Raw genomic sequence first — 25,658 nt, forward strand, 5'->3', positions numbered from 1 at the left:
GCTCGTGGTCGCGCACGCCACAGACCACCGGCAGCACTCGTACACTGCTCGCACAGTTGAAGACGCACAGCCGCGGGGGAGGCCTAATGTCTGGAGACGAGGCGAAGCCCGATGGGCACTTCGGCACGCTCCTGCGCTCACTCCGCGAACGAGCCGGACTGACCCAGCAGGAGCTCGCCGAACGGGCCGAGCTGACCACGCACGCCATCAGCTCGCTGGAGCGGGGCGCTCGGACCCGGCCGTACCCGCACACCGTCCGGTCACTCTCAGATGCTCTCGGAGCCTCGGACGGTGAGCGTGCGGCACTCATTGCCGCAGTTGCCCGCCGCAAGCCGACTGCCGAACCAGTGACCAGTCCGACGGGTCTGATGATCCCGCCGACCCCGTTGTTCGGCCGCGATGACGACATCGCAGCCATCGCCGACCTCATCCGCTCCGGAGCCCGCTTGGTCACGCTCACCGGACCCGGCGGAGTCGGAAAGACCCGGTTGACCGCCGCGGTGTCCGACGTACTGGCCGGCGATTTCCCGGACGGCGTCGTACAGCTGTCTCTTGCGCCGCTTGCCGACGCGTCCGCGCTGATGGCAACGATCGGGCGCGCGCTCGGTCTCGCGGGGATCGATGCCCCGGGTGCCTTCGACCTGGTGGCCGCGCACCTGCGGGACTCGCGGCTGCTGCTGGTGCTCGACAACTTCGAGCACCTGCTCAGCGCCGCGGCCCAGACCGGTCAGCTCACCGCGCTGTGTCCGGCGCTTACTGTGCTCGTCTCGAGTCGTTCACCGCTGCGGGTCAGGGGCGAGCGCGAGTACCTCGTCGAGCCCCTCGACCTGCCGGCGCGGGATGCCACGACCGTCGGGGACATCCGCGCCCATGCCGCCGGTGCCCTCGCGCTGGATCGAGCACTGGCTGTCGGAGTACGACCGTCTGCGGACGACGTACCGGCGTACTCCGAACTCTGCCACCGACTCGCGGGACTGCCACTCGCCATCGAGCTGGCCATTGCACAGCTGCGGCTGCTCTCACCCAAAGCGCTCCTCGACCGACTGGAGTCCGCCGGCAGAACGTCGGGAGCACGCGACCTGCCGGAACGGCAGCGGACCATGCGGGCCACGCTCGACTGGAGCTACAGCCTGCTCGATCCCGATCAGCAGCGCCTCTTCACGCTGCTCGGGGCTTTCCGCGGCGGCGCCACTCTGGAGGCCGTCGAGGCGGTGGCCGAGCACGGCGACGAGATCGCCACCGGCGACGTTCTCGGAATTCTCCATGAGCTCGCCGAGCATTCGCTCGTTCGCGTCCGCGGCGATCGTCTCGACCTGCTCGAACCCGTTGCGCAGTACGCCCGAAGCCTGCTCGTCGGCGAACGCGCCGCGCGGATCGGGCGCGCCCACGCCCGCGTCTACCTCGGCCTCGCCGAAGAGGCGGCCGCCGGATACGAGCGCTCGGACCAGGTCGAATGGCTCGAGCGGATCGAGGAAGAGGAGGCGAACATCCTCGTCGCCGTCGAACGCTCCCTCGACACCGACGACGCCCCCACCGCCGCCCGCATCACCTGGTTCATGTGGCTCTACTGGTGGATGCGCGGCCAGTTCACGATCGGCCGCCGCCTCGCCGAACAGTGCCTCAACGCCGACCTTCCGCCGTGGGAGCGCAGCCGCGTCAACCTGGCCGGGGCCACCATGGCGTACGCCGCCGGCGACCACGCGGCAGCCGGGGCGTACTGGGCCGAGGCGGACCTCGTCGCCGTGGATCAGGACGACCCCGAGATTCGCAGCAAGGCGATCGCCGGCACCGGGCTCGCCGCTCTCGCCGACGACGACCTCGACACTGCGGAGGGCCGCTTTCGCGTCGCTCTCGAGTTCGCCTTCGAGGATCGCGGCTCGCCCTGGATGGCTTCCCTTGTTCACGTGTGGCTCGGCACGGTACATCTACTCCGCGGCGAACCCGCTGCCGCCGTACCGGAGATCGAACGAGGGCTCGACCTGGCTCGCCGCCGAGGTGACCGGCTGGCGACGTACGTTGCCCTGTACAACCTTTCCCAGGCCGCGCTCGCCCTGGCCGACTACCGACTCGCCCGCCGGCGCGTCGATGAGGGCATCGTTCTGTCCCGAGAGACCCGTGATCTGGCCAACCTCGCGTACTTCGTCGAGACCCTGGCGGTCATCGAGTCGAAGGAAGACAACCACGTCCGCGTCGCGACGCTGCTCGGAGCCGCGACCGGCCTGCGTGAGACGGTCGGCGCCGACGTCTACGCGTACTACCTTCCGGACGACAGCCTCCGCGACGCGGCTGAGCGGGCAGCCCAGGTCGCACTCGGCGAGGACGTGTACGACGAAGCGGTCGCCGTTGGCCGATCCCTCGACCCGTCGGCAGTACCAGAGCTCGCCTAGCTCCGCCGTGCGCCAGTTGGGCGGAGATCCACGCTCGTACGGCGATCAAGACCCTGTGCTGACGCCGAGCTTCCAGAAGGCGGCGTAGCGGCCGTCGTGATGCAGCAACTCGTCGTGGCTGCCCGCCTCCGCGATCCGGCCGGCGTCCAGGAAGATGACGTGGTCGGCGCGCTGGATGGTGCCGAGGCGGTGGGCCACCATCACGACCGTCCGGCCTGTCATCAGGTGGTCGAGCGCCTCGTGGACCGCTGCTTCGTTCAGCGGGTCCAGCGCGGAGGTCACCTCGTCCAGTAGGACGACCGGGGCGTCCTTCAGCAGGGCTCGCGCGATCGAGACTCGCTGGCGCTCGCCACCCGAGAGGAGTGCGCCGCCCTCGCCGACGTTCGTCTCCCAGCCGCCGGGCAGACGCTCGATCACTTCGTCCAACCGGGCCGCTGTCGCCGCCGCCCGTACGTCGGCGTCGCTCGCGTCGGGACGGCCGAGGCGCACGTTCTCCTCGATCGTGCCGTCGAAGAGATAGACGTTCTGGAAGACGATGGCGATCTGCGCTATCAGCACCTCGGTGCTGATCGCACGCACGTCCACACCTCCGATGCGGACCGCACCCGCGTCCACGTCGTAGAACCGCGCGAGCAACTGCAGCAGGGTGCTCTTCCCAGCACCCGACGGTCCGACCACGGCGAGCCGTTGACCTGACGCAACAGACAACGACAGGTCGTCGAGCACTGTGCGGTCGCCATGCTTGAACGTCACCGACTCGAACGACAGATCATGCTGTTCCGGGCGCCGCGGTGAGCGCGGCTCCGGCAGCGGCTCGGTGCGCAACAACGCGTCGAGCCTGGCCAGCACTGCCCGCGCGCCACGGAGCTTGCCGCCGATATCCGTCAGCGACAGCAGCGGATCCGCGCAACGGGCGGCCAGCACGAGGATCGCCAAAAGCTCTGCCGCACCGAGGTCTCCGCCGAGCGCGAGATAGGTGCCCAGGACAAGCACCACAGTGAACACAGCCTGTACGACGAACGCCAGGCCGACCACACCGGGCAGCGCCGACAACGTCGTACGGCGGGATGCCTGCTGGACCTCCTGCAACGAGTCGTCGAGCAACTGGAAGCGTTCGACAGTCCGCCCGCCGGCTCGCAGGACCGGCTGCGCTTGGAGGTATTCGATGACGCGCCCAGCGGCGTCCTGCTCGCGTTCCGCACGCGCCGAGTCGTTGGCGGCCATCGAGCGTCCCGTCCAGACCTGGATCGCCGCGACGATCGGTACGGCGACCAACGCGGCCAGCCCCAGTTGCCACTGGAAGGCGAGCATCACGACGACGATCGTCAGCGGAGTCACGCAGGCAGAGATGAACGGTGACAGCAGATGCGCGATCACCCCCATCGCCTGCAATACACCGCCGCTGGCCAGGACGGACACCTTCCCGACGCGTCCCGCGCTGTACCAGCCGAGTGGCAACCGGGCCAGATGATCGCCGATCCGGTGATACATGCCGTGCAACAGCGTGGTGCCGGCGCGGAATCCGGACAGATCGCTGATGTAGCGCAGTACCGCATAGACAGCGACCGCCGTCCCGAAGGCGATCAGCCAGGGCCAGGCGTCGCCGGGTGAGCTTCCGAACAATGCCCGCAGTACCGGAACCAGCAAGGCGTAGGACAAGCCTTCGACCATCGCGGTCACGGTCATCAGCGCGACCGTGCGTCGCACCGGCCGGGCGTACGCGTCTCCCAGCACCCGCAGCAGCATCCGAATCATCGAAGCTCACGTCCTCTCCAGAACGCGGCGAACTTCCCGTTCTGGGCCAGTAGTTCGGCAGGCCGGCCGCGTTCGGCGATCGACCCGTTCTCCAGCAGTACGACGGTGTCCGCGTCGGCCACCGTCTCCAGTCGATGCGCGATCACCAGGATGGTCCGGCCGTCCAGCGTCGCCAGCGCACGGCGTACGGCGTGCTCGGTCTGCGGATCGGCGAACGCGGTCGCCTCGTCGAGCACCAGAATCGGTGCGTCGGCGAGCAATGCGCGGGCGATCGAGATCCGCTGTGCCTCGCCACCCGACAGGCCGGTGTCCACACCGAGCACCGACTCGTAACCACGCGGCAGCTCGAGAATCCGATCGTGGATGTTCGCCAGCTCGGCCGCGCGGACCACGTCGTCAAAAGAGGCCTGCGGTACCGCGAGCGCGATGTTATCCGCAACCGACGCCCGCAGCAGGCGGACATCCTGAAAGACGAAGGAAACAAGGCGGTACAGCTCCCGGCTGCCCAGCGAACGCAGATCGACACCGCCGACGAGCACCGAGCCGTGCGTCGGATCGAAGAACCGCGGCAACAGTTGCACCAGCGTGGACTTCCCGCTTCCCGACGGGCCGACGATCGCGGTGACCGTCCCCGACTCGAGCACGAGATCGATCCCGCGCAGTACTTCGTGATCGGCGTCGTACCCGAACCGCACGTCACGCAGCTCCACCCGATGTCCCTGTGGAGCGGTCGGATGCGCGGGCTCCGGTAGGGACTCCACCGCGAGTACGTCCCGGATCCGGCCGACCGCGCGTCGGGCGGCCTGCATGTCGTCGAAGCCGTGGCCGAGGGCGGCAACCGGAGCGGTCAGGCCCAACCCGAGCAGCAGGAAGGGCAGGAGATCCGCCGCGGGCATGCCGCCGTTCGTGATCAGCGCCGTACCGCCGATCAATACGACGAGCAGCACGAACGGCGGCGCCAGCGCCAACTGCATCCCGGCGGCGATCACGGACATGCCGCGCACCCACTGGTAGAAGACGCGGACGAAATCGTCCGCTGCCGTGAGGAACTTGTGGTGAGCGCGCCCGGCTCCGCCGAACGCCTTGACCACCGCGATGCCCTCGACGAACTCGACGACCGAACTCGCGATCCGCCCCATCGCCGCATCGAATTCGCCCTGCTCGTTCACCCGGGCCGGGGTCATCATCAGCGGGACCAGCGCGACGGCCAGCAGCACCGGGATCAGCGTGATCAGCGTGAGCTGCCAGTCGATGGTGAACAGGTAGACCAGCGACACCAACGGCACCACGAAGGCCGCGATGAGCTCGCCGGGAGCGTGCGCGATGAACGGATGTACGGCGCTCACGTCGTCCCCGACCACCTTGGCCAGTTCGCCCGTACGGCGTTTGGAGAACCAGCCGATCGGGACGCGTCCCAGCCGCGCGGCCAACTGCCGACGGAATGTCAATTGCACCTTGTCGTCCAGCAGGTGCCCGATTCCGGCCGAGGCGGCCGTGGCCAGCAGCCGGACCAACAGGCCGGCTGCGCCGACGATCACGACGGTCCAGACATGACCGCGGTCAACCGGGTCGGGCGACAGCAGCACGCGACCGATCTCGACGACCGCCAACAGCGGAGCCAATCCCGCGACAGCGCCGATGACCTGCAGGATCACAACGGTGGCGAAGCTCCCCAGATAAGGGCGCAGCAGGCTCGTCATGCGGCGAGCTGGTCGCGGAGGAACGCGGTGATCCGCTCCCGCGCGGCCTTGGCCTGTGGCACCAGGCCCGGCATGCTGATGAACGCGTGGCCGGCGCGGTGGTGTTCGGTCAACTGCACGGGCGTCCCGGCCGCGCGCAACCGGTGGACGTACGCGCGTCCGTGGTCGGCCACCGGGTCGAGGGTCGGCACTACCACCAGCGCCGGGGGCAGCCCGCTCAGGTCGTCGGCGTACAGCGGCGAGACTTCTCGAGGATCCGAACCTTGCGGAACGGCCAACCGGCGGAACAGTTCGAGCCGCGTCCGGGTGAGGGTCGGGCTGTCGGCGTACTCCTTCATCGAGGGGTAGTCCATCGCCGTCGACGTCAGATCGACGCAGGGATTGACCAGCACCTGTGCCCGCAACGACGGACCGGACTCCCTGGCCCGAATCGCGGCCAAGGCAGCGACCATGGAGCCGGCGCTCTCTCCGACGACGGCGACCCTGGCCGGGTCGACTCCCCATTTCGCCGCATGATCCAGCACGTGGCGCAGTACGTCCCAACCGTCATCGACAGCCGCTGACAACGGAGTCTCCGAGTCGACGAGGCGGTGCTCGACCGACACCACCACCGCAGGCAGCTGTGCGGCGAGGTGGCTGTTGATCCAGTCGCACTGCACCGCCGTACCCACGAATCCGCCGCCGTGCACGTGGAGGACGAGCGGCAGGCCGGCCGCGCGGACAGGTTTGCGAGACCGTCGGTAGACCCGGACCGGGAGTTCGCGGTCCGGCAGGGCCACCTGCTGCCAGCCGATCGTAGCCCCGCGGTCCGGAAACCCGGTGATCACTCGCGCCAGACCAGACGACACCTTGCGGTTCTGCGCGTCCCGGAAGGCGACCAGTTCCTCGACCGACATCGCCGGGTAGTCCGGCTCCTTGCGCAGGATGTGCAGCAGCCGGATGCCTAGCGGTGGCTGCTGCACAGCGGTGGTGTGGCTCATGTCTACTCCTCGGATGATTTCGCTACTGCAAGTATCGATACCGAAAGTAGCATAACTAGCTAAGCTGGCACCATGGCCAGAGCAACCACCCCCGCCAGACCCCCCGGCCGCCCCCGCTCCGGCATCGACGCCGAGGTCTACGCGGCCACGCTGAGCACGGTCCACGAGCTCGGCTACACGCGCGCCACCGTCGACCGGATCGCCGCCGCGGCAGGGGTGGCGAAGACGACGATCTACCGGCGCTGGCCGTCCAAGGGCGCGCTGATCACCGCCTGTCTGGTGGATGCGTTCGGCCCGCTGCCACTGAACGAGAACGACACCCCGGCGCAGATGCTGGAGTCGGCGCTGCGCCTCGGCGCGGCGAAGATCGGCGAACCAGGGGTCGGCGCGGCGTTCGCGGGTGTGTTCACCGACGCCATCGGCGATCCCGAGCTGCGCCACGTCCTGTCCACCCAGCTACAGGACCCCTACCGGCTCGTGCTCGAGGCCGCGCTGGGCGAACCGACGCAGCGCGTCCTCTTCTTCATCGACGTCGCGATCGGCACCCTCCTGCACCGGATGGGCATGACCGGCGAGCCGATGGTCGAGGAGGACGTCGACGCCCTGATCAGGATGATCCTGCGCGAACTCGGCTGACCAAACCTCGCGCCGCGGCCGCTCCCTTGCGCAGGCCGGCCCCGTTGACCGGCCGTTGCCAATGACAACAGTCGGGCGGACAGCTCGATGCCGCAGGCAACCCGGGCCCGCCTTCGGCATCAAGCCGGCTGTCCGCGGCCAGATCGCCTACCGCGTCTGGTTCCCGGCCGACGCCGACCATGCCCAGGCGTTCACGGCGAACAAGATCCTCACCGTCAGCTGAGGAAACGCGCCCCGGCCAAACGCCTGGCCGGGGCGCAGTCTTCAGCCCTCCTCGTCATCCCGGTGACCGTGCAGCGAGCCGGCGTGCGCCTTGGCAGTGGGGTCGTTGCGGGTCTTGATCAGGCTGGCGACGACGACGATCACCAGGATCGTGAGGATCACGCCGAGGCTCAGCGGCGTCGGCACCTCGGGGATGCGGTCGTCGATGTCGACGTGGGCCCAGTGCAGGATCAGCTTCACGCCGATGAAGGCGAGAATGACCGCCAGCCCGGCGGACAGGTAGACGAGGCGGTCCAGCAAACCCTTGACCAGGAAGAACAACGCGCGCAGGCCGAGCAGCGCGAACGCGTTGGCGACGAACACGATGTACGCCTCCTCGGTCACCCCGAAGACCGCGGGAATCGAGTCCAGCGCGAACAACAGATCGACCCCGCCGATCGCGACCAGGACGACGAACAGAGGCGTGACGACCCTGCGGCCGTCGATCCGGGCGAAGAGCCTGCCGCCGACGTAGTCGTCGCTGACCGGCAGCACCCGGCGTGCGGACCGCACGACGACGTTGTTCTCGACATCGGGATCCTCGTTGCGATGCCGGAACAGTTGCACCGCCGTGTACAGCAGCAGCAGGCCGAACACCACGAACATGAACGAGAACAGCGACAGCAGCGTCGCACCGAGCGCGATGAAGATCGCCCGCATCACCAGCGCCAGCACGATACCGAAGGTCAGCACCTTGTGCTGGTGCTCCTCGGGGACGGCGAAGGTGGTCATGATGATGACGAACACGAACAGGTTGTCGACCGACAGGCTCTTCTCGACGATGTAGCCGGCGAAGTACTGCGCCCCGAAGTCACCGCCGTACGCGCTCATGAACCACAACCCGAACCCGATCGCCACCAGGACGTAGAAGATCGACCAGGCGGCCGCCTCCCGGAACCCGACCCGGTGCGGCCGGACCGCGGCGATGACCAGGTCGGCGGCCAGCAGTACGACGATCAGGCCGATGGTGACGGCCCAGGTCAGGGCACTGATATCGAGCACTCGTCCTCCGGTTGTTGAGGGCAACCAATGGGTATCGAGACTACCGAGTGACCAAAGTCCGGCGGGGGTGTGAAACGTCGTCGCGCTCAGTGGTTGTGCCGGATGGCCGGCCGGTCCATACTCTTCTCACCCGCGGTCTGCGGGTGTGGGGGAAGTGTGACCTGGGGTGTGTGAATGGGGGGCTTTACCATGCGTGCCTTGAGATTGCTGCGTGCTGCGCTGGTGACGGCGCTGGTCGGTACCGGTCTGGTGGCGGTGCCACAACTTGCGACGGCGGCGCCGCCGTCGAGTGCGATCGAACTGAGTCCGGCGACGGTGCACGCGGGGGACACCTTCACCGTGACTCAGACGCTGCACAACGACCGGGACTTCACTGTCACCGGAGCGAAGGCCGGCCTGTACGGCAAGGAGGCGTCGCTCCCCGGACTGGTCGACCTGGTGTCGTGTCCGGGTGCGTTCGCCTGCGACATCCTGGGCAGCAGCATCCGCGGCGGCTTCGGTGACATGGCCAGCGGCGAGACCCGGACGGTGGTGTTCACCTTGAAGGTCAAGGACACCGCGCCGGCCGGGCCGATCACGTTGCAGCACCAGTTCATCGGTGAGAACTACGCCTTCGAGACGCTGGACGGGCCGGTGCTGACGATCCTGCCGCCCGCGCCGGACGACGCCGACATCGCGGTGTCCTTGGCCGCGTCGGCACGGGGTCTGCTCATCTCGCGGATCACCTACACGGTGACCGTGAAGAACAACGGGCCCGGCGACGCGACCGGTATCCGGGTGACCGGCACCTACCCGGCCGGTCTGGTGTACGCCGGTTCGACGGGCTGCACCCGGGTCGCGGGGACCAGGACTGTCAACTGTGACATTCCGGCGCTGGCCGGCGGTGCCACCACGGCGCGGACGTTCTCGGCTGACGCCGGCCTGCTCACGCTCGGATCCCTGGTCGCGACGGCGAAGCGCACCGAGAGTTCGCCGACCGACCCGAATGCGGCGAACGACCAGGCGAGCCGTACCTGTACCGCCCTGACCAGCCTGATCGTCAGGTGCTGATCGACTGAACCAGCTCCACCAGATCGTCACGATCTGGTGTCCGGCCGGCGGTCGCGGGAGTCGTACCCCGCGGCCGCCGGTTTCATTTTTGTCACCACGTCTTGCATCCGGAGGTGGGCGGGGTCTACGGTCCGGGTTAACGTTTAAGTGTGCATAGATGAGCACTTGGTCTTGACTTGGAGCAACTATGATCAGTCGGCGGCGATTCCTGCAGGTTGGCGGCGCCGTGGTCGGCGCAGCGGTGGCCGGTCCCACGCTCGCGGCCTGCGGTGACGGCGGTGCGGCGAACGGTGGCGCGAAGGCATCGAGTGAGCTGACGCTGCCGACGTACAAGCCGTTCGAGGGCCTGCGGCCCGACCTGGCGGGAGCCGAATCGGGTCTGGAGCCGGGCTTCCTGCAGTTCCCGCCGGACGCGATCTCGAGTGTGAAGGCACCGCCGCTGAAGAACGCGGTGAGCGCGCTGACCGAGACGTTCGCGACGCCTCCGCCGCCGATGGGCAGCAACCCGATGTGGCAGTCGCTGAACCAGGCCCTGGGCGCCGAGCTGCGGCTCACCATCGGCACCGACCCGGGGTACCCGGAGAAGTTCGCCACCCTGCTGGCCAGCGACTCGCTGCCGGACCTGATGTGGCTGCCGCCGAACCAGGGCATCCCGAACATCGGCCCGATGCTGGAGGCCAAGTTCCAGGACCTCACCAAGTACCTGTCCGGCGACGCCGTCCTCGAGTACCCGAACCTGGCCGCGCTGAAGCCGGCGTCCTGGCGGACCGCGGTGGTGAACGGAAAGATCTGGGGCGCCCCGATCCCGTCGACGCCGTTCGGCCAGGTGATGATGGGCAACCCGCGCACCTGGCAGAAGGTCGGCGGTCTGCAGAGCAGCAGCGCGGACGAGTTCTTTGCCAAGTGCAAGGAACTGACCAACGGTACGAACTACGCGCTCGAGCCGGCCATCATCAACATGCTGCACATGTTCGGCGAGTGGTTCGGCGCCCCGAACGGCTGGCGGGTGAACCAGGACCGCTCGCTCACCCACCTGTACGAGACCGACAACTATAAGGCCGCGGTCGAGTACGCCGCCAAGCTGTGGGCGGCGAAGGTCTTCTACCCCGACCTCAACCTGGCCGACGCCACCCCGAAGACCGTGAACGGTCAGATCGCCGCGCAGGTCGTGGTCGGTCCGCGGGCGACCGCCGACTTCCGGGCGCTCGACCCGACTCTCTTCGTCGACACGCTGATCCCCTTCGGCCACGACGGCAAGGCGAAGCCGATCTACGACATGGGCTACGGCACGGTCGGGTTCACGCCGTTCAAGAAGACCGACGAGGGCCGGATCCGCGAGCTGCTCGCGCTCGTCGACTATCTGTCCGCGCCGTTCGGCACCAAGGAGTACCTGCAGAAGAACTTCGGTGTCGCCGGTCAGCAGTACGAGCTGGACGCCAAGAAGAACCCGGTGCTGACCAAGGCCGGCACCCAGCAGGCGCCCGGCCTGGTCAGCGCGTTGCAGATCATGACGGCACCGGAGAGCGTGATCTTCAACCCGGCGTTCCCCGAGGACACCAAGAAGATCTACGCCACCGAGCAGAAGCTGCTCGAGTTCGCGATGCGCAACCCGACCGCCGGCACCTATTCGGACACCTCGAGCAAGGTGGGCCCGAAGCTCACCGCGGCGTTCCGCGACACCATCGTCGACATCGTCACCGGCCGGCAGAAGCTGTCGGCGTACGACGAGGCGCTGAAGCGCTGGAAGAGCGGCGGCGGCGACAAGATGCGCGGCGAGTTCGAGGCGGTGCTGCCGTCGAGCGTCCCGGTCACGGGGTCCTGATAGATGCTGAAGAAAGCGGTCACCCGGCGGCAGGTGAAGAACAGCCTGCCGCTCGGGGTGCGGTGGCGGCGGGACTGGCAGATGGTGCTGCTGATGATCCCCGGCGTGGTGTTCCTGCTGGTGTTCTTCTACCTGCCGGTGATCGGGAACGTGGTCGCGTTCCAGGACTTCCAGCCGTACCTCGGCATCATGCACAGCGAGTGGAACGGCCTGCAGAACTTCGTCAACCTGTACGACAATCCGGACTTCTGGGACGCGCTGCGGAACACGTTGATCCTGGCCGCGGTGCAGTTGCTGCTGTTCTTCCCGGTGCCGCTGGCGCTGGCGCTGATCGTCGACTCGCTGGTGAGCAACCGGCTCCGGCGCTGGTTCCAGACCATCGCCTACCTGCCGCACTTCCTGTCCTGGGTGCTGGTGATCACGCTGTTCCAGCAGTCGCTCGGCGGGGCCGGGTTCGTCAACAACCTGCTCCGGCAGGCCGGGCTGGACCCGATCCCGTTCATGACGAACCCGGACACCTTCCCACTGCTGGTGGTCGCGCAGCTGGTCTGGAAGGACGCCGGCTGGGCGATGATCATCTTCCTGGCCGCGCTGACCGCTGTGGACGTCTCGCTCTACGAGGCCGCGGCGGCCGACGGCGCGGGTCGTTGGCGGCGGCTCTGGCACATCACGCTGCCGTCGATGCGAACCGTGATCGTGCTGCTGCTGATCCTGCGGATCGGCGACATCCTGAGTGTCGGGTTCGAGCAGTTCATCCTGCAACGCGACTCGGTCGGCCCGGGTGCGGCCGAAGTACTGGACACCTTCACGTACTACGCGGGTGTCGTCGGCGGCGACTGGAGCAGCGGAGCCGCGGCCGGTCTGGCCAAGGGCGTGGTCGGAGCCCTGTTGTTGTGGGGTGCGAACTCGCTGGCCCATCGGCTGGGTGAACCCGGGATCTTCCAGAAGCGAGGTGCCTCGTGAGGCCGATTTGGAAAGAGAATCCGTCTCCGCTCTACCAGTCGATCAAGGCGGTCGTACTCGGCGGGTTCGCGCTGGTGATCGTGATTCCGATCATGGTGGTGATCTCGACGTCGCTGGCCAGCGATCGCGACATCATCGACGCGGGTGGGTACGTGCTGTGGCCGTCGCATCCGACGCTGAAGGCGTACGAGACGTTGTTCAGCGGCGGGCTGATGGGCCGGGCGATCATGGTGAGTGTCTTCGTGACAGTCGTCGGTACGGCGATTGCCCTCGCCGTCACGATCGCGTTGGCGTACGCGACGTCGCGGCCGGTGTTGTTCGGGCGGCCGGTGCTGTTGATGGTGTTGTTCACGTTGCTGTTCGCGCCGGGGATCATCCCGATGTTCCTGGTGGTCAAGCAACTCGGGCTGCTCGACAGCCTGTGGTCGCTGATCCTGCCGGGGGCGCTCGGCGCGTTCAATTTCGTCGTACTGCGGACGTTCTTCATGAACGTGCCCGGTGAACTGCTGGAGAGCGCGCGGATCGACGGGGCGAGCGACTTCACCATCCTGCGGCGGATCGTGATGCCGTTGTCGAAGGCGGTGATCGCGGTGGTCGGGCTGTTCTACGCGGTCGGCTTCTGGAACGCGTTCTTCAATGCGCTGCTGTATCTGAACGACACGTCGAAGTGGCCGGTCCAGGTGATCCTGCGGACGTACGTCCTGCAGGGCAAGTCGCTGTCCGCCGACCAGCTCGGGGTGGAGCCGTTGCCGCAACCGCAGTCATTGCAGATGGCGGTCGTGGTGGTCGCGCTGGTGCCGATCGCGCTCGTCTATCCGTTCCTGCAGCGGCACTTCACCAAGGGCGTGATCACCGGCGCCGTCAAGGGGTAGGCCGGACCATGGTCCCGGCCTGATGGCGCGGAGAAGAAATCGATTGGCGGATTCTGCAAGAATCAATCGCATGGCGACGGGGCAACCTTCTGCGGCCGACCGTCCGACGCTGCGGATGGTCGCGGCCGAGGCGGGCGTGTCGGTCGCGACCGTGTCGTACGTGCTGTCCGGCCGGCATCGCAGCCACACCATCAAGGACTCGACCGCGGACCGGGTCCGCGAGGCGGCGACCAAGCTCGGCTACCGGCGCAACGACGCGGCCCGCGCGATCCGCACCGGCAAGTCCGACCTGGTGCTGCTGTCGCTCAGTGTGCTCGCGGATCCGTGGTCGCAGGCGGTCGCGGCCACGGTCAGCGACGCGGTCAGCCCGCTCGGGAAGACCGCGCTGATCGTCGCGGACGGTGACTGGCGGACGGTGCTGTCGAACCGGACCCCGGACGTGATCTTCATCGACAGCGTCAGTCCGGACCCGCAGCAGATCGCCGAACTGGAGGCGTTCGCGGCACAGGGCGTGCAGATCGTGGCGTTCAGCGAGACGCTGGAGCCGCGCGGGTTCGACGTGATCCGGTCGGGTGCTGAGCCGCGCTGTCATCTGGCCGTGGAGCATCTGCTCGAGCACCACACCCGGGTCGGCGCGCTGACGTCTCGGACGTCGGGTTTCGCTCGGTTCGACGCGTACCTCAACACGATGCGGGCGGCCGGGCGGCCGATCCGGGACGAGGACATCGAGATCTTCGAGCGTCACCCGGAGGGCGCCTACCGGGCCGCGATGGCGTTGCTGACCAAGCCGGACCGGCCGACGGCGATCTACTGTACGACGGACTTCGCGGCCATCGCCGCGGTCCGGGCTGCGCATCGGCTGCGGATCGACGTACCTCGGGATCTGGCCGTGGTCGGTGTCGGGAACACGCCCGAGGGGGAGCACCTGGACCCGTCGCTGTCGACGGTCGGGCCGGTCGGCTTCAACGAGGCGCTGGCGCGGATCGTCGTGGGCCGGCTGACAGATCGGGAAGGGGCGCCTGGTGAGGTGTTCGACTTCCCCTGGCAACTGATCGTGCGAGACTCCTCCCGTGTTCCGACTGAGGGGTGACGGCTGGGAGCCGGTGACTGTCGGCGAGTCCGACACCTTGGTCTACCGGCGGGGTGATGTGTTCGCGAAGTGCTGCGCGGTGTCCGGCGTGGGGGAGCTGCGGGACGAACGGGATCGGGCGGAGTGGCTGGCCGGGACCAACTTGCCGGCGGCAACGGTCGCGGACTGGCTCGAGTCGGCCGACGGTGCTTGTCTGGTCACGACAGCTGTGCCTGGGATTGCGGGCACTGAGTTGCCGGAATCCCTTCAACTGAAGGCGATGGAGAGTCTTGGGCGGATCTTGCGAGAGCTGCACTCGGTGCGCGGCTGCCCGTTCGAGCGTCCGCTGGCGTCGGTGATCGCGACGGCGGAGGACGTCGTACGACGCGATGCGGTCAACCCGGCCTTCCTCACCGACGAGTGGCGCCTGCTGAAGCCGTCCGAACTGCTGGACCGAGTGATTGCCGAGCGCCCCTCTATCGAAGCGGGTGCCGAGCTCGCGGTCTGCCACGGTGACGCCTGCCTGCCGAACGTCTTCTTCGATCCCGGCACGGTGGAGGTCACCGGTCTCATCGATGTCGGCCGCCTCGGGATCGCCGACCGCTACTCCGACCTCGCCCTCACCGCGATCCAGCTGCACGACGAGTGGTCCGCCGATCCCGGGCCGTTCTTCGCGGCGTACGGCGTACCGAATCCGGACCAACGCCGTCTGGAGTTCTATCGCCTGCTGGACCCACTGACCTGGGGCTGACCCCCGTACTGTTGATCAGGTGAGTATCCCGGTGGAGATCGTCGCGCTGATGGTCTCGCCGATCCATGCCTTCGAGGGGCGCCCGCAGGACGGTCCGCGCCCGGACCCGGCACCGGTCGGCCGTTCCGAGGTCGAGATCCGGGCCGAACTGGGCATCGTCGGCGACCGGTATTTCGGTCAGACGGTGCACAAGAACGCCGCAGTCACCTTCCTCGACGCCGCCGGCCTGGACGACCTCGCCGAGACCCTGCAGCTCCCCGCAGCCCCGGACCCGCTGCTCCTCCGGCGCAACATCGCCCTCCGCGGTTTCCCGATCGACACCCTCGCCGCCCACCGAACCCCCGACGGCACCCGCATCCCCGGCCGCCGCTTCACTCTGGACTCCGGCGCCGGCCCCATCGAATTCCAGGCCTACCGCCCCGCCAACCCCTGCGCCTGGATGGACACGGTCCTGGCCCCCGGCGCCTTCAAGGCCCTCCGCGGCCACGCCGGCGTCCGTACCTCCCCGCTCACCTCCGGCTCCCTGCACCTGGGCCCAGCCGCCCTCACCTTGCTCGACTGAGCCGGTTTTCGGGCGGCTTTCGGTGGGTGGGGTTACCTTCGGAACGTGGGGCGGTGGATGGTTGGTGCGGTGGTGATGGCGGCTGGGCTGGTCGGGTGTGCTGATGTGGCAGGCCCGGCGGGCGAGGCGTCAAGCCGGGTGACGCCCAGTGCCGGTACGCCAAGCGCTGGTACGCCGAGCACGACAGCGGGCACGCCGACCGCCGGGCCGACGCGGTCCACGTCGCCGAGCGCAACACCTTCGGTGCCGCGGTCGCCCAGTCCGACGGCGACGCGGACGAACACGGCCGTAGCGAGTATGGCGATTCCGGCCATCGGGGTGCGGCGGCTTCGGGTCGTTCCGTACACCGGGACCGCCGACGACCGGCCTGGCACGGACATTCAGGATCGGGGTGTCGCGGCCAGCCCGCGGGGGAAGGCCGGCGGGGTGGGGCCGGGCGACGTCGGCAACTACATCATCACCGCGCACCGGACCACGCACGGGCGCCCGTTCGGCCAGGTGCCCGAGCTGCGGAACGGCGACCACGTCCTGGTGACCGCGAACGGGTTCGTCTACGACTACGTGATCAACCGGACGATGACGATCTCCTTCCGGAAGCCGGCCGAGAAGGCCCAGCAGAACGCCGCCGTCCCCGGCCGCCCGGGCGTCACCCCGACCCAGGCGACGATCACTCTCTCCACCTGCGCCACCCCCGAGGACCACGCGGCCGGCAACTTCTGGAGCGACGAGCTCGGCAACCCCGAACACCGCATCAACAAGATCGGCACCCTGGTTTCCCGCCGCCCTGCCTAACTCCCGCTGGGTTGAAGAGTTTGGATGAGGGTGATCGGTTTGCCGACTACCGCGGTGGGCGCCAGACGGTTGAGGAGCGGCAGGCGGAGGAGGCGGAGGGCGATCCGGCGGCCGACGAGTTGGACGTTGGACGCCGGCAGGAACCAGCGGGCGGCCGAGCGGCCTACCCGTTGTTTGGATTCAACCTCAGGACGCCACAGCTGTTCGTATTCGGTCAACGCGACCTCGATCGTCTCGGCCCGGCGGAGACAGTCGGCCAGGACGTAAGCGCCCGCGATGCCGAGGGATGCGCCTTGGCCGGCCAGCAGTGAGACCGCGTACGCCGCATCGCCGAGCAGCACGACGCGCCCCTTGCTCCACGTCGGCATCACGATCTGTGCCACCTGGTCGTAGTAGATCTCCTCCGGCGACGGACAGAGCTCGAGCGCCTCGGGCACCACCCACCCCAGTCCGTTGTACGACGCCCGGATCGCCGCCCGTGGATCGGCCGGCAGCGACGGGTCCGCCGTACGGTGCACCGCGAACGACGCGACTCGCCCGTCCCGCAGCCCATAGAAACCGAACTGGCTCCCGATCGTGTCGGTCAGCACGAACCGGCCGTTGACCGCCGCGTGGATGTCCGGAGCATCGAAGGTGTAGGCAGCGGTGTGGAAGCCGAGATGACGCAGGTACGACGACTCTGGGCCGAAGACCGATCGCCGTACTGTCGAATGGATGCCATCGGCCCCTATCAGCAGGTCCGCCTCGATCGACGCGCCGTCATCCAACTCGACCCGGACGCCGTCGTCCAACGGCGTCACGTTCTCCACGCCGGCGCCGTACCGGAGGTCGACGCCGGTCGGCAGGCTGGAACGCAGTACTCGCTCGAGGTCCGGCCGCATCACGCTCACCAGCGCGCCCTCGGCGAACTGCCGCAGGTTCATCCCGGCCCGGCGGCGCCCGTGGTCGTCGACCAGGACGGCCTCGACCACGCGGTACCCGACGTCCTGCAACGCAGGCAGCAGTCCCATCGCCTCGATCGCGTCGTACCCGGGGCCGAAGAAGTCGATCATGTAGCCCTGGGTGCGCGGGCTCGGTGTGCGTTCGACGACGACCACGTCGTGCCCGAGCGCCGCCAGCCGGTTCGCGGCGGCCAGCCCGGCGATGCCGGCGCCGCAGATGATCGCCCTCATGACACCAGCCTCCGCAGCACGTCCGCCGTGCCCTCGACGCTCGAGCCGAGGCCTCGGTGCAGCAGGATGCCGTCGATGGCGGCGGCGAGTACGGCGGCAGTCGCGGCCGGGTCCGGGACCTGCTGAACCGCGAGCCAATCGCCGACGCGTTGCCGGAAGTCCGTGACGAGGGTCGCGAGTTGCTCGCGCAGTCGCTTGTCGCGGGTGGCGGCCAGGTAGGCCTCGACGAACAGCAGCGACATCGGGTCGACGCCGGAGTGCTGCTCGATCGAGGCGAGCATCGCGTCGATCGCCTCGGCCGGCGTCCTGGCTGCGGTGAACTGCTCGTCGGTCGCGGTCAGCAGCTGCCGCATCGCGGTGACGACGGCCTCACTGAGCACCGCCTGCACCGAGGGGAAGTGGTAGTGCACGACGCTCGGCGTGACGCCGGCGCGGTCGGCCAGGACCCGCGTGCTCACCGCGGACCAGCCGCGCTCCGGGATCAGCTCGGCCGCCGCGGCCAGCAACCGCTGCCGCACCTCCTGCCCGCGGACAGCTGCGGGTGAAGTCATCCGGGCTCACCTCCAGGGCAATCGCCCTGAACATCCGTCCTGTACGATCGCCCTGATTCTAGGACGTGCGAAGGCGGCGAGCAACACGGGGTCGTCAACGCCCCGGCTGTCGGGCCTCCAGGGTGCGGACTACTTGCGGCCGAACTTCCACCACTTGGGTTTGTTGGCCTTGATTTCGTCCTCGGTCAGCGGCGGCGGGACCGGCGGCCGGGACTCCTCGGTGAGGAAGTTGCCCGACTCGGTGTCGTACGGCGTGACGCCGAGCAGGCGGCTGATCTCCATCACGATCGGGATCGAGCGCGGTCCGTCGTTCAGATAGAAGGTGATGTCGCGGACCTCGACACCCTTGCCGATCGTCATCTCGACGTCGAAGTCGTCGCTCCGCAGCGCCAGCCAGGACGGCTTGCTCGTGTCGACGTCCGGGACCACTTCACGGACCTTCGCCACCACGTCGGTCGACGTACCGAGCGAAGGCGGCTCGTATCCGTCCGGAATATCGTCGAGGCGCCGTACGCCTCCGGGTCCTCGCATTGCGTACACAGCCCAGCTCATGACCCCAGCATCCACTACCGGGGTGCACCGGCAACAGTCAGGCCGTCGGTTTGCGGGCGGCCAGCAGCGCGAAGGTCAGATACTCGCCCTGATCGGCCTCGAGCATGTCGAGCGAGCCGTCGCGGCTGCCGCTGTGTTCGGAGACGGCCTGGGCCCAGATCAGCCAGTCCTGCCAGCCGGACTCCTGCAGCCGGGCCGCGGTGACCTCGACGAGTTCGGTGATCTCCCAGTGGGACCGCCACCAGTCGGCGGTGTGCCAGGCGATCGCCTCCCAGCCGACCAGCTTCTTGATGTGGTCGGGGATGTAGCCGAGGTCGCGGACCTCGGTCCGCAGCGCCGGGGTCGCGACGCCGAGCTGACCGCCGGGCTTCAAGAACTGCGTGAGGTAAGCGAGATACCCGTCCGCGGTGCCGAAGTACTCGTACGCGTCGATGCACACGATGGCGTCGAAGAACCCGTGCGCGAAAGGCAGCGTGTGTGCCTCCGCCTTCACCGGTACGACGCCGTCGACCCCCTGCGACGCGATGTGCGCGGCCGCCTCGGTCGGCTCGATCCACAGATCGGCCGCCCAGACCTGTACGCCGTACTCCTTCGCCAGGAACACCGATGTCGCGCCCTTGCCGGACCCGAGATCGAGGACGCGCATCCCGGGCCGGAGCTCCAGGTCCTTGGCCAGGTCCTCGAGCAGCCACAACGGATGCGGGCCCATGTCCCCGTTCAGCAACCACTCGGCGTCGTACCCGTTGGACCGGGGATACTCGTCCCGCTTCAGCTCGACCACGCGCGCAGCGTAGCGCGCCGAAAGTGGGATGTGCTGGGAATTTCCGTCCCGCAGGGTAGGGAGATGGTTGAACTCGATCCGTTGATCCGTGCCTTCTACCGGGACCGTTATGTCGAGGACGATCGGCTGGTTCGGTCGGGTCACGGCCGGCTGGAGTTCCTCCGGACCCAGGAGCTACTGCGCAGGTGGTTGCCGCCGGCGTCCGTTGTACTCGATGTCGGTGGAGCCACCGGTGCACACGCCCGCTGGCTCGCGTCCGACGGTCATCGCGTCACCCTGGTCGATCCGGTCGTCGAGCACGTCCAGCAAGCTGCGACGATCGGTACCTTCGAGGCCGTCGTCGGCGATGCGCGTCACCTCGGCCAGCCCGACGCGAGCGTCGACGTCACACTCCTCCTCGGCCCGCTGTACCACCTGGTCGAGGCTGCCGACCGGGCTCAGGCTCTGTCGGAGGCCGCGCGCGTGACCAGACCCGGCGGCCTGGTAGTTGCCGCCGGCATCAACCGGTACGCCGGCCTGCTCGAGTACGGCAGCAGCGGCGCACTCACCGAAGCCAACGAGCGCGAGTTCATCGAAGCCTTCGAGACCGGCCGGAACCACGACGACCCGAACGGTTTCACCAACGCCTACTTCCACCACGCCGACGAGCTGACCGCCGAGTTCGCCGCCGCCGGCCTGACCGACCTCGAAACCCTCGGCGTCGAAGGCCCAGCCAGCACCGTCCTCCACCTGGCCACCCCGGACGAGGTCGACCGCCTCCTCCCGTCAGCCATTCGCCTCGCTCGTCTGCTCGAAGCCGACCCCCGCCTGATCTCCGCCGGCTTCCACTTCCTCACCCGCGGCACTGTCCGTCAGTAGACGGAGTAGCCGCCGTCCACCACGACGACCGAGCCGGTCATGAAGGACGACGCGGGGCTGGCGAGGTAGATGACGGTCGGAGCGATCTCTTCGGGGGTTGCGTAGCGTTCGAGCGGGGCGTCGAGGATCCAGTTCTGGCGGAACTCGGGGCGATCCACGGGTGACATGTCGGTCTTGACGTACCTGGGGGCGATCGCGTTCACGCGGATCCCGTGCGGCGCCCATTCGGCGGCGAGGCTCCTGGTCAGGTGGTGCACGGCGGCCTTGGACGCGTTGTACGACGCCTGCCATTGCGGCCGGTTGACGATCTGGCCGGACATGCTGCCGACGTTGACGATCACCCCGCCACCGGCCTCGATCATGCCGGGTGCGACCGCCGTACTGCAGTTCCACAGCGCGGTCAGGTTGAGATCGAGAACCTGTTGCCACTCCTCGGGCGGTACCTCGAGGGCCGGACGGTGGATCGCGACCCCGGCATTGTTCACCAGTACGTCGATCCCGCCCAGCGCGGCGGTGACGTCGGCGACAAGCCGTCGTACATCGTCCGCGGCGGTGATGTCGGCCTCGACGGCGAGCCCACGGCGGCCGCGAGCCTCGATCTCGGCAACGACCGCCGCGTTCCGGTCCGTGTCCCGGGCGGCGATCGCGACATCCGCGCCGGCCTCGGCCAGGGCGAGGGCGAAGGCGCGGCCGAGACCACGGTTGCCGCCGGTGATCAGGGCCCGGCGGCCGGTCAGGCGGAAGGTGTCCAGCGCGTTCATCCAGTGCTCCTCTTGGTTGTTACTCGGAGTAAGTCCGCGGACGGTGGTAGCGAAACGATGTCAAAAGCAGCAATCCGGTATCCCCGGAGCGTTCTCAGGACATACCATCTTGCGGCGGTTCAGGGAGGGGGTCCCGAGCCGCGGTGAGGTCACTGGGTGGGGACCGGCGGAGTCCGGTACTGGGGAGAAGCGGGGACAATCATGGCGGACAAGCCGGCGCCGAAGCCTGGCCATTTTCTGCCCGAGAACGTGGGCGCGAACGACTCGACGGACGGCGGATCCACGCCCGGATCGGCCCCGTTGGCCGCTCCGACACCGCGGCTGGGAGGAGCGTCTCCAGCCGCACCGCCGCAGCTGTCCGGGTCGCGGATCGAGTCCCGGCGAACGGTGCAGCTGTCCGGCACCCGGTTCGGCCCGCCGCCGCCCGACGATCCGGCCGCCGCGGCGTATCGGGCCGTCTACGCACCCGAGCCGATCCCGTTCGTCCCCAAGAAGCGGTCGAAGGCGTTGATCGCCGCCATCGTCGTGGCCGCGCTCGTGGTCGTCGGCGGTGGGGTCGCGCTGGCCGCCAAGGTGCTCACGTCGTACGACGACTTCGTCGCCAACCCACTCGGCACACCGTCCTTCCACCCGTCCGGCGTACCGACACCGACCGGTGAGCCGACGCCGGATCCGGTGGTTCAGAAGGAGAACCCCCTCTACGCCACCGGTCCGCTGGCCACGGTCACGTGCAAGGAGCCCGCGTTCCGGCCGACGTCGAAGGAGAACGTCCGCTCGTACTACCAGGCCCTGATCGCGTGTATGGACAAGGCGTGGCAGCCGATCGTCGCCGAGGCCGGGTTCGAGTTCCGCTCGCCCCGGCTGATCGTCTTCGACGAGGGCGAGGAGACGGCCTGCGGTGTGCAGAAGGACGTTTCGTCGTACTGCGCTGACGAGCAGGGCGGCAGCGTGACGATGCCGTGGCAGGAGCTGACCGAGGAGTATCCGCAGCACAAGGCGAACATCCGGGTCGACATGGCCCAGTCGCTCGGCTTCGTGTACGGCGTCCACCTGCAGAACCTGACCGGCATCTTCGACGCGACCGACAACCTCCGCGACACCGAACCGACCGAGGCGGCGCGACTGGAGATGGACCGGCGCCAGGCGCTGCAGGCGAACTGTCTGTCGGCCGCGTTCTTCGGTGCGGCCAAGGCCAGCTTCCCGCTGCGCGGCGAACTGCTGACGCAGTGGACCTGGCTGATCAGGCACAGCGGTGACGAGCATTCCGAGGACAAGGTCCGCGATCACGGCTCCGCCAAGAGTCTGGCGCTGTGGATGAACCAGGGTTTTGCGAGTACCGATCCGGGCACCTGCAACACTTTCGTGGCATCATCCGCCAAGGTCGGCTGAGAAGCGGGAACGAGCGAGGGGGACGAGCGATGCCTGAGGAGCACCCGGACGCGGAACCATCGTCCACGGCCGGCGCACCCGCGCCGGCCGATCCAGGCGTGGCGGCCGGCAGTGGCGACGCGACCGTCGGTGGTGGTGCGGCCGGTGCTGCCATGGCGGCGGCCGGTGCGGGTACGGCGCGGTCCGGTGGCAGCTCGCCGAAGCCCGGGCACTTCCTGCCGGGTGGCGCCGGGGACATCCTGACCGACGGCGACCGTGCCCGTGCCGCGGAGCGCCGCCAGTCGCTCGACCTGGGCAAGGCCCGCACACTCACCGGACCCGTCGACCCGACGCTGCGGAAGACAGCGCGTCCGCTCCCGACCGACCCAGGCACCGAGCCCGGATTCGGCGCGCCACCGCCCGCACCGCTGGCCGGCGCCCCACTCACCCCGCTGACCGGCACCCGCCGTACCGGACGCTCCCGTCCCGTCGGCTGGCACTCGCCGTCCTCGCGGACCGGCGCCCAGTTCTCCGCCGAACCGCCGCCGACCACCCCGCCCCGGCAGTACTCCAAGGCCGTGATCGCCGGACTGTCGGTGCTCACCCTGCTCCTGATCACCGGCGGCACCTTCGCTGGCTTCAAGCTCATCGACTCCTACGGCTCCGTCGACAGCCCCATGTCCCGCCCGACTGTCAGAAAGTCCGAGGCCCCACTCCCCGTCCCCGCCGACCCGACAGTGACGGTCACGGTCACCCCCGTCCCCGACCTGGTCCGCCTCCGCCAGAACAAGCTCTACACGGCCGGCAAGGTCCCGTCGGTCACCTGCAAGGAACCGTCGATCAAGCCGACCTCACAGTCCGCGATCCTGAGGTACTACAACGCCCTCCTGCCCTGCCTGAACAAGGCGTGGGCGCCGGTCGTGAGGAAGGCCGGGTACGACTTCCGGCCGCCGAAGATCGTGTTGCAGAGCAACCAGGCGCCGACATCCTCCTGCTCGGGTGAGGCGGAGACGGCGTACTACTGCAGCGGCGACGAAAGCATCAACATCAACTGGAAGAACGATCTCAGCAACTACAACGAGGACAAGCTCGCCGCCCGGGTGTGGATGATGGACACGCTGGCGCACGAGTACGGCCACCACGTGCAGGAGATGACGGAGATCATCACCGCATCGTTCTCCCGCCAGGGCTGGGCGAAGACGAAGGACGAGAAGCTCGAGTGGTCCCGCCGCCGGGAGTTGCAGGCGAGCTGCCTGGCCGCCGTCTTCCTCGGCGCGAACAAGCAATCGCTGGGCCTCACCGGCGCGAAGCAGGAGCTGTGGGAATGGCAGGTCCAGCACAGCGGTGACGAGTACAACCCGAAGAAGGTCCGCGACCACGGGTCGCGGAAGAACCACTGGGTCTGGGGCGGTCCGGCCTTCAAGTCCGCCAGCCCTGCTTCCTGCAACACCTTCGCCGCCCCCGCAAGCAAGGTCAGCTGATGCCGGGCACGGCGAAGTCCGCCGGGCTGGCGATCGTCGCCGTACTCGCTGCTGTTGTCGCCGGAGCCGCCACGCATCCGGCGGCCCCCGCGGTCGCGGAGCCCATCGTCACGCCGACCCCGGCACCATCGGCCAAGGCCCGGCCTGCGCCCTCGGCGGCGCCGTCGATCTCGAACGATCCGAGGTTCGTTCCGATCAAGAACCGCCTGTACACAGCGGGCCGGGTGCCGACAGTGACCTGCAAGCTGCCGAACAAGCCGGTGCGCACGCGGGCCGGGCTGCTTTCCTACGCCAACCTGATGGTGGCCTGCATGCAACGAGCCTGGACGCCGCTGGTCGCCCGCGCCGGTTTCTACCTGCCGACGCCCCGGATCGATGCCTACGTCGAGGGCAAGACGACGGGCACCCGGCTGTGTGACGATCCGCCCAAGCACACCGATGCGTTCTATCGCAGCTCGGGCAACGTCATCTGCTTCGAGTGGCAGGAGTACGCCGACCCGGACAGCGACCCGGTCTGGGACCAGATCGACTTCCAGGAGATGCTCGCGCACGAGTACGGTCACCATCTTCAGGACACGGTCGACATCCTGCGGACGTACGTGTTCGCCCACGCCGGCGGATCCGAGGCGGTGCTGCTGGAGGACGAGCGGCGCCTGGAACTGCAGGCGAGTTGTCTCGGCGCGGCGTTCCTCGGCGCGCACAAGCGGTCGCTCCGGCTGACCGGCGGACGGCTCGACCTGTGGGAAGACATGGTCAAGCACACCGGCGACGAGTACAACCCGGACAAGATCCGCGACCACGGCGCCCGCAAGAACCACGCCTACTGGAGCCTCCGCGCCTTCACGTCCGCCAACCCGTCGTCCTGCAACACCTTCTCGGCCCCGGCCAAGCGGGTCAGCTGAGCTTGAGTTTGAAACCCTCGTGGGAGTTGGTGAATCCGAGGCGCTCGTAGAAGCGGTGGGCGTCGGTGCGGGTCTTGTCCGAGGTGAGCTGGACCAGCGTGCAGCCGCGGTTGCGGGACTCCTGGACGGCCCATTCCATCAGCGTCGTACCAAGGCCTGAACCGCGGGCGGAGGCGGCGACCCGGACGGCTTCGACCAGACCGCGGGAGGAACCCCGGCGGGAGAGGCCGGGGATGATGGTGAGCTGGAGTGTGCCGATCAGCTCGTCGTTGCGTTCGGCAACCACGAGGACCTGGTTCGGATCGGAGTCGATGGCCTCGAAGGCCTTCAGGTACGGCGTCAGGTCGTCGACCGACTCACGGGTGGCGCCGAGCTGATCATCGGCGATCATGCTCACGATCCCGGCAACATCGCCCGCGGTGGCACGTCGAATCACCGTCTCCGCGGCGCTGGACTGGCTGGCGGTCTCCTCGATCATGCCCTCAGTTTCTCAACCGCCTTGACCGGTTCAGCGGCCGGGGGTAATGAGTGAACCCTCTCGACGGTGATTGCCTCCAGCAACGCTCGCCCGTACCGACTCCCGATCTTCGGTTGCCTTATGCAAAGACCTTTCCTTTGCAATCGTTGTTT

Annotated in this window: 26 protein-coding genes; 15 read left to right on the top strand and 11 right to left on the bottom strand. The window is 68.3% G+C overall.

The window, feature by feature from the left end:
- The first annotated feature begins 86 nt into the window (after nt 1–86).
- Entirely contained in the window at nt 87–2,387 is a 2,301-nt protein-coding gene (locus ACGFIF_RS12020; protein ID WP_393154254.1) for an ATP-binding protein, read from the top strand.
- A 45-nt stretch (nt 2,388–2,432) separates the two neighbouring features.
- On the opposite strand, the gene ACGFIF_RS12025 is transcribed toward ACGFIF_RS12020, so the two are convergent.
- From ACGFIF_RS12025 to ACGFIF_RS12035, 3 genes are read right to left on the bottom strand one after another with little or no spacing between them, the layout of a single operon-like run.
- Entirely contained in the window at nt 2,433–4,142 is a 1,710-nt protein-coding gene (locus ACGFIF_RS12025) for an ABC transporter ATP-binding protein (RefSeq protein WP_393154255.1), read from the bottom strand.
- On the bottom strand, nt 4,139–5,842 hold the full coding sequence (locus ACGFIF_RS12030; protein WP_393154256.1) for an ABC transporter ATP-binding protein: 1,704 nt from the start codon (nt 5,840–5,842) through the stop codon (nt 4,139–4,141). The genes ACGFIF_RS12025 and ACGFIF_RS12030 overlap by 4 nt, the downstream gene beginning before the upstream one ends.
- Nucleotides 5,839–6,822, bottom strand: a complete 984-nt coding sequence (locus ACGFIF_RS12035) for an alpha/beta hydrolase (protein ID WP_393154257.1) — start codon at nt 6,820–6,822, stop codon at nt 5,839–5,841. Before ACGFIF_RS12035 ends, ACGFIF_RS12030 begins: the two co-directional genes overlap by 4 nt.
- Before the next feature lie 72 nt (nt 6,823–6,894).
- Here ACGFIF_RS12035 and ACGFIF_RS12040 point away from each other — a divergent pair, with 72 nt between their 5' ends.
- Nucleotides 6,895–7,458, top strand: a complete 564-nt coding sequence (locus ACGFIF_RS12040; RefSeq protein WP_393154258.1) for a TetR/AcrR family transcriptional regulator — start codon at nt 6,895–6,897, stop codon at nt 7,456–7,458.
- Between the two features lie 61 nt (nt 7,459–7,519).
- Nucleotides 7,520–7,681 (top strand): hypothetical protein, encoded by a 162-nt coding sequence (locus ACGFIF_RS12045; protein ID WP_393154259.1) that lies wholly within the window; start codon nt 7,520–7,522, stop codon nt 7,679–7,681.
- 41 nt (nt 7,682–7,722) lie between these two features.
- Here the strand turns inward: ACGFIF_RS12045 and ACGFIF_RS12050 are convergent, their stop codons facing one another.
- Nucleotides 7,723–8,721, bottom strand: a complete 999-nt coding sequence (locus ACGFIF_RS12050; protein WP_393154260.1) for a TerC family protein — start codon at nt 8,719–8,721, stop codon at nt 7,723–7,725.
- A gap of 198 nt (nt 8,722–8,919) precedes the next feature.
- Here ACGFIF_RS12050 and ACGFIF_RS12055 point away from each other — a divergent pair, with 198 nt between their 5' ends.
- From ACGFIF_RS12055 to ACGFIF_RS12085, 7 genes are all read left to right on the top strand, one after another.
- The gene (locus ACGFIF_RS12055) at nt 8,920–9,771 is read left to right on the top strand and encodes a hypothetical protein (protein ID WP_393154261.1); all 852 of its coding nucleotides are present in this window, start codon (nt 8,920–8,922) and stop codon (nt 9,769–9,771) included.
- A 187-nt stretch (nt 9,772–9,958) separates the two neighbouring features.
- On the top strand, nt 9,959–11,593 hold the full coding sequence (locus ACGFIF_RS12060) for a sugar ABC transporter substrate-binding protein (RefSeq protein WP_393154262.1): 1,635 nt from the start codon (nt 9,959–9,961) through the stop codon (nt 11,591–11,593).
- Nucleotides 11,594–11,596: 3 nt separating this feature from the next.
- Nucleotides 11,597–12,556: an ABC transporter permease gene (locus ACGFIF_RS12065; RefSeq protein WP_393154263.1), complete on the top strand. Its 960-nt coding sequence runs from the start codon at nt 11,597–11,599 to the stop codon at nt 12,554–12,556.
- A complete protein-coding gene (locus ACGFIF_RS12070) occupies nt 12,553–13,428 on the top strand; it encodes a carbohydrate ABC transporter permease (protein WP_393154264.1) in 876 nt (291 codons plus the stop codon). The genes ACGFIF_RS12065 and ACGFIF_RS12070 overlap by 4 nt, the downstream gene beginning before the upstream one ends.
- Nucleotides 13,429–13,498: 70 nt before the next feature.
- A complete protein-coding gene (locus tag ACGFIF_RS12075) occupies nt 13,499–14,518 on the top strand; it encodes a LacI family DNA-binding transcriptional regulator (protein WP_393154265.1) in 1,020 nt (339 codons plus the stop codon).
- Entirely contained in the window at nt 14,499–15,248 is a 750-nt protein-coding gene (locus ACGFIF_RS12080) for a phosphotransferase (RefSeq protein WP_393154266.1), read from the top strand. Before ACGFIF_RS12075 ends, ACGFIF_RS12080 begins: the two co-directional genes overlap by 20 nt.
- 19 nt (nt 15,249–15,267) lie before the next feature.
- Nucleotides 15,268–15,810, top strand: a complete 543-nt coding sequence (locus ACGFIF_RS12085; RefSeq protein WP_393154267.1) for a molybdenum cofactor biosysynthesis protein — start codon at nt 15,268–15,270, stop codon at nt 15,808–15,810.
- A 32-nt stretch (nt 15,811–15,842) separates the two neighbouring features.
- Here ACGFIF_RS12085 and ACGFIF_RS12090 read toward each other — a convergent pair whose 3' ends face one another.
- Nucleotides 15,843–16,094, bottom strand: a complete 252-nt coding sequence (locus ACGFIF_RS12090; protein WP_393154268.1) for a hypothetical protein — start codon at nt 16,092–16,094, stop codon at nt 15,843–15,845.
- 13 nt (nt 16,095–16,107) lie between these two features.
- Here ACGFIF_RS12090 and ACGFIF_RS12095 point away from each other — a divergent pair, with 13 nt between their 5' ends.
- The gene (locus ACGFIF_RS12095) at nt 16,108–16,602 is read left to right on the top strand and encodes a class E sortase (RefSeq protein WP_393154269.1); all 495 of its coding nucleotides are present in this window, start codon (nt 16,108–16,110) and stop codon (nt 16,600–16,602) included.
- Here ACGFIF_RS12095 and ACGFIF_RS12100 read toward each other — a convergent pair.
- From ACGFIF_RS12100 to ACGFIF_RS12115, 4 genes are all read right to left on the bottom strand, one after another.
- Nucleotides 16,599–17,774, bottom strand: a complete 1,176-nt coding sequence (locus ACGFIF_RS12100) for an FAD-dependent oxidoreductase (protein WP_393154270.1) — start codon at nt 17,772–17,774, stop codon at nt 16,599–16,601. The genes ACGFIF_RS12095 and ACGFIF_RS12100 overlap by 4 nt on opposite strands.
- On the bottom strand, nt 17,771–18,325 hold the full coding sequence (locus ACGFIF_RS12105; protein ID WP_393154271.1) for a TetR/AcrR family transcriptional regulator: 555 nt from the start codon (nt 18,323–18,325) through the stop codon (nt 17,771–17,773). The genes ACGFIF_RS12100 and ACGFIF_RS12105 overlap by 4 nt, the downstream gene beginning before the upstream one ends.
- Nucleotides 18,326–18,454: 129 nt before the next feature.
- Nucleotides 18,455–18,877, bottom strand: a complete 423-nt coding sequence (locus ACGFIF_RS12110; protein WP_393154272.1) for a hypothetical protein — start codon at nt 18,875–18,877, stop codon at nt 18,455–18,457.
- Nucleotides 18,878–18,914: 37 nt separating this feature from the next.
- Nucleotides 18,915–19,658 (bottom strand): SAM-dependent methyltransferase, encoded by a 744-nt coding sequence (locus ACGFIF_RS12115; RefSeq protein WP_393154273.1) that lies wholly within the window; start codon nt 19,656–19,658, stop codon nt 18,915–18,917.
- A 63-nt stretch (nt 19,659–19,721) separates the two neighbouring features.
- Here ACGFIF_RS12115 and ACGFIF_RS12120 point away from each other — a divergent pair, with 63 nt between their 5' ends.
- Nucleotides 19,722–20,516, top strand: coding sequence for a class I SAM-dependent methyltransferase (locus ACGFIF_RS12120; RefSeq protein WP_393154274.1), 795 nt, complete (start codon nt 19,722–19,724; stop codon nt 20,514–20,516).
- Here ACGFIF_RS12120 and ACGFIF_RS12125 read toward each other — a convergent pair.
- Nucleotides 20,510–21,277, bottom strand: a complete 768-nt coding sequence (locus ACGFIF_RS12125) for an SDR family NAD(P)-dependent oxidoreductase (protein WP_393154275.1) — start codon at nt 21,275–21,277, stop codon at nt 20,510–20,512. The genes ACGFIF_RS12120 and ACGFIF_RS12125 overlap by 7 nt on opposite strands.
- Before the next feature lie 201 nt (nt 21,278–21,478).
- Between ACGFIF_RS12125 and ACGFIF_RS12130 the strand changes: the two genes are divergently transcribed.
- Genes ACGFIF_RS12130 through ACGFIF_RS12140 form a run of 3 tightly spaced genes read left to right on the top strand, consistent with a single transcriptional unit; the run spans nt 21,479 to nt 25,028 of the window.
- Nucleotides 21,479–22,666, top strand: coding sequence for a neutral zinc metallopeptidase (locus tag ACGFIF_RS12130; protein ID WP_393154276.1), 1,188 nt, complete (start codon nt 21,479–21,481; stop codon nt 22,664–22,666).
- Nucleotides 22,667–22,695: 29 nt separating this feature from the next.
- Nucleotides 22,696–24,126, top strand: a complete 1,431-nt coding sequence (locus tag ACGFIF_RS12135; RefSeq protein ID WP_393154277.1) for a neutral zinc metallopeptidase — start codon at nt 22,696–22,698, stop codon at nt 24,124–24,126.
- A complete protein-coding gene (locus ACGFIF_RS12140) occupies nt 24,126–25,028 on the top strand; it encodes a neutral zinc metallopeptidase (RefSeq protein ID WP_393154278.1) in 903 nt (300 codons plus the stop codon). Before ACGFIF_RS12135 ends, ACGFIF_RS12140 begins: the two co-directional genes overlap by 1 nt.
- Here the strand turns inward: ACGFIF_RS12140 and ACGFIF_RS12145 are convergent.
- Nucleotides 25,021–25,506, bottom strand: coding sequence for a GNAT family N-acetyltransferase (locus ACGFIF_RS12145; RefSeq protein ID WP_393154279.1), 486 nt, complete (start codon nt 25,504–25,506; stop codon nt 25,021–25,023). The genes ACGFIF_RS12140 and ACGFIF_RS12145 overlap by 8 nt on opposite strands.
- Nucleotides 25,507–25,658 lie beyond the last annotated feature (152 nt).

It is taken from the genome of Kribbella sp. NPDC049174 (assembly GCF_043197365.1).
In the GTDB taxonomy this organism is placed as follows: Bacteria; Actinomycetota; Actinomycetes; order Propionibacteriales; family Kribbellaceae; genus Kribbella.

What these genes read in the sequence shown, in the direction of transcription:
- ACGFIF_RS12020 (WP_393154254.1), top strand. Translation starts at nt 87, where the DNA reads ATGTCTGGAGACGAGGCGAAGCCCGATGGGCACTTCGGCACGCTCCTG.
- ACGFIF_RS12025 (WP_393154255.1), bottom strand. Translation starts at nt 4,142, where the DNA reads ATGATTCGGATGCTGCTGCGGGTGCTGGGAGACGCGTACGCCCGGCCG.
- ACGFIF_RS12030 (WP_393154256.1), bottom strand. Translation starts at nt 5,842, where the DNA reads ATGACGAGCCTGCTGCGCCCTTATCTGGGGAGCTTCGCCACCGTTGTG.
- ACGFIF_RS12035 (WP_393154257.1), bottom strand. Translation starts at nt 6,822, where the DNA reads ATGAGCCACACCACCGCTGTGCAGCAGCCACCGCTAGGCATCCGGCTG.
- ACGFIF_RS12040 (WP_393154258.1), top strand. Translation starts at nt 6,895, where the DNA reads ATGGCCAGAGCAACCACCCCCGCCAGACCCCCCGGCCGCCCCCGCTCC.
- ACGFIF_RS12045 (WP_393154259.1), top strand. Translation starts at nt 7,520, where the DNA reads ATGACAACAGTCGGGCGGACAGCTCGATGCCGCAGGCAACCCGGGCCC.
- ACGFIF_RS12060 (WP_393154262.1), top strand. Translation starts at nt 9,959, where the DNA reads ATGATCAGTCGGCGGCGATTCCTGCAGGTTGGCGGCGCCGTGGTCGGC.
- ACGFIF_RS12065 (WP_393154263.1), top strand. Translation starts at nt 11,597, where the DNA reads ATGCTGAAGAAAGCGGTCACCCGGCGGCAGGTGAAGAACAGCCTGCCG.
- ACGFIF_RS12075 (WP_393154265.1), top strand. Translation starts at nt 13,499, where the DNA reads ATGGCGACGGGGCAACCTTCTGCGGCCGACCGTCCGACGCTGCGGATG.
- ACGFIF_RS12095 (WP_393154269.1), top strand. Translation starts at nt 16,108, where the DNA reads ATGGCGATTCCGGCCATCGGGGTGCGGCGGCTTCGGGTCGTTCCGTAC.
- ACGFIF_RS12100 (WP_393154270.1), bottom strand. Translation starts at nt 17,774, where the DNA reads ATGAGGGCGATCATCTGCGGCGCCGGCATCGCCGGGCTGGCCGCCGCG.
- ACGFIF_RS12105 (WP_393154271.1), bottom strand. Translation starts at nt 18,325, where the DNA reads ATGACTTCACCCGCAGCTGTCCGCGGGCAGGAGGTGCGGCAGCGGTTG.
- ACGFIF_RS12110 (WP_393154272.1), bottom strand. Translation starts at nt 18,877, where the DNA reads ATGAGCTGGGCTGTGTACGCAATGCGAGGACCCGGAGGCGTACGGCGC.
- ACGFIF_RS12120 (WP_393154274.1), top strand. Translation starts at nt 19,722, where the DNA reads ATGGTTGAACTCGATCCGTTGATCCGTGCCTTCTACCGGGACCGTTAT.
- ACGFIF_RS12125 (WP_393154275.1), bottom strand. Translation starts at nt 21,277, where the DNA reads ATGAACGCGCTGGACACCTTCCGCCTGACCGGCCGCCGGGCCCTGATC.
- ACGFIF_RS12130 (WP_393154276.1), top strand. Translation starts at nt 21,479, where the DNA reads ATGGCGGACAAGCCGGCGCCGAAGCCTGGCCATTTTCTGCCCGAGAAC.
- ACGFIF_RS12135 (WP_393154277.1), top strand. Translation starts at nt 22,696, where the DNA reads ATGCCTGAGGAGCACCCGGACGCGGAACCATCGTCCACGGCCGGCGCA.
- ACGFIF_RS12140 (WP_393154278.1), top strand. Translation starts at nt 24,126, where the DNA reads ATGCCGGGCACGGCGAAGTCCGCCGGGCTGGCGATCGTCGCCGTACTC.
- ACGFIF_RS12145 (WP_393154279.1), bottom strand. Translation starts at nt 25,506, where the DNA reads ATGATCGAGGAGACCGCCAGCCAGTCCAGCGCCGCGGAGACGGTGATT.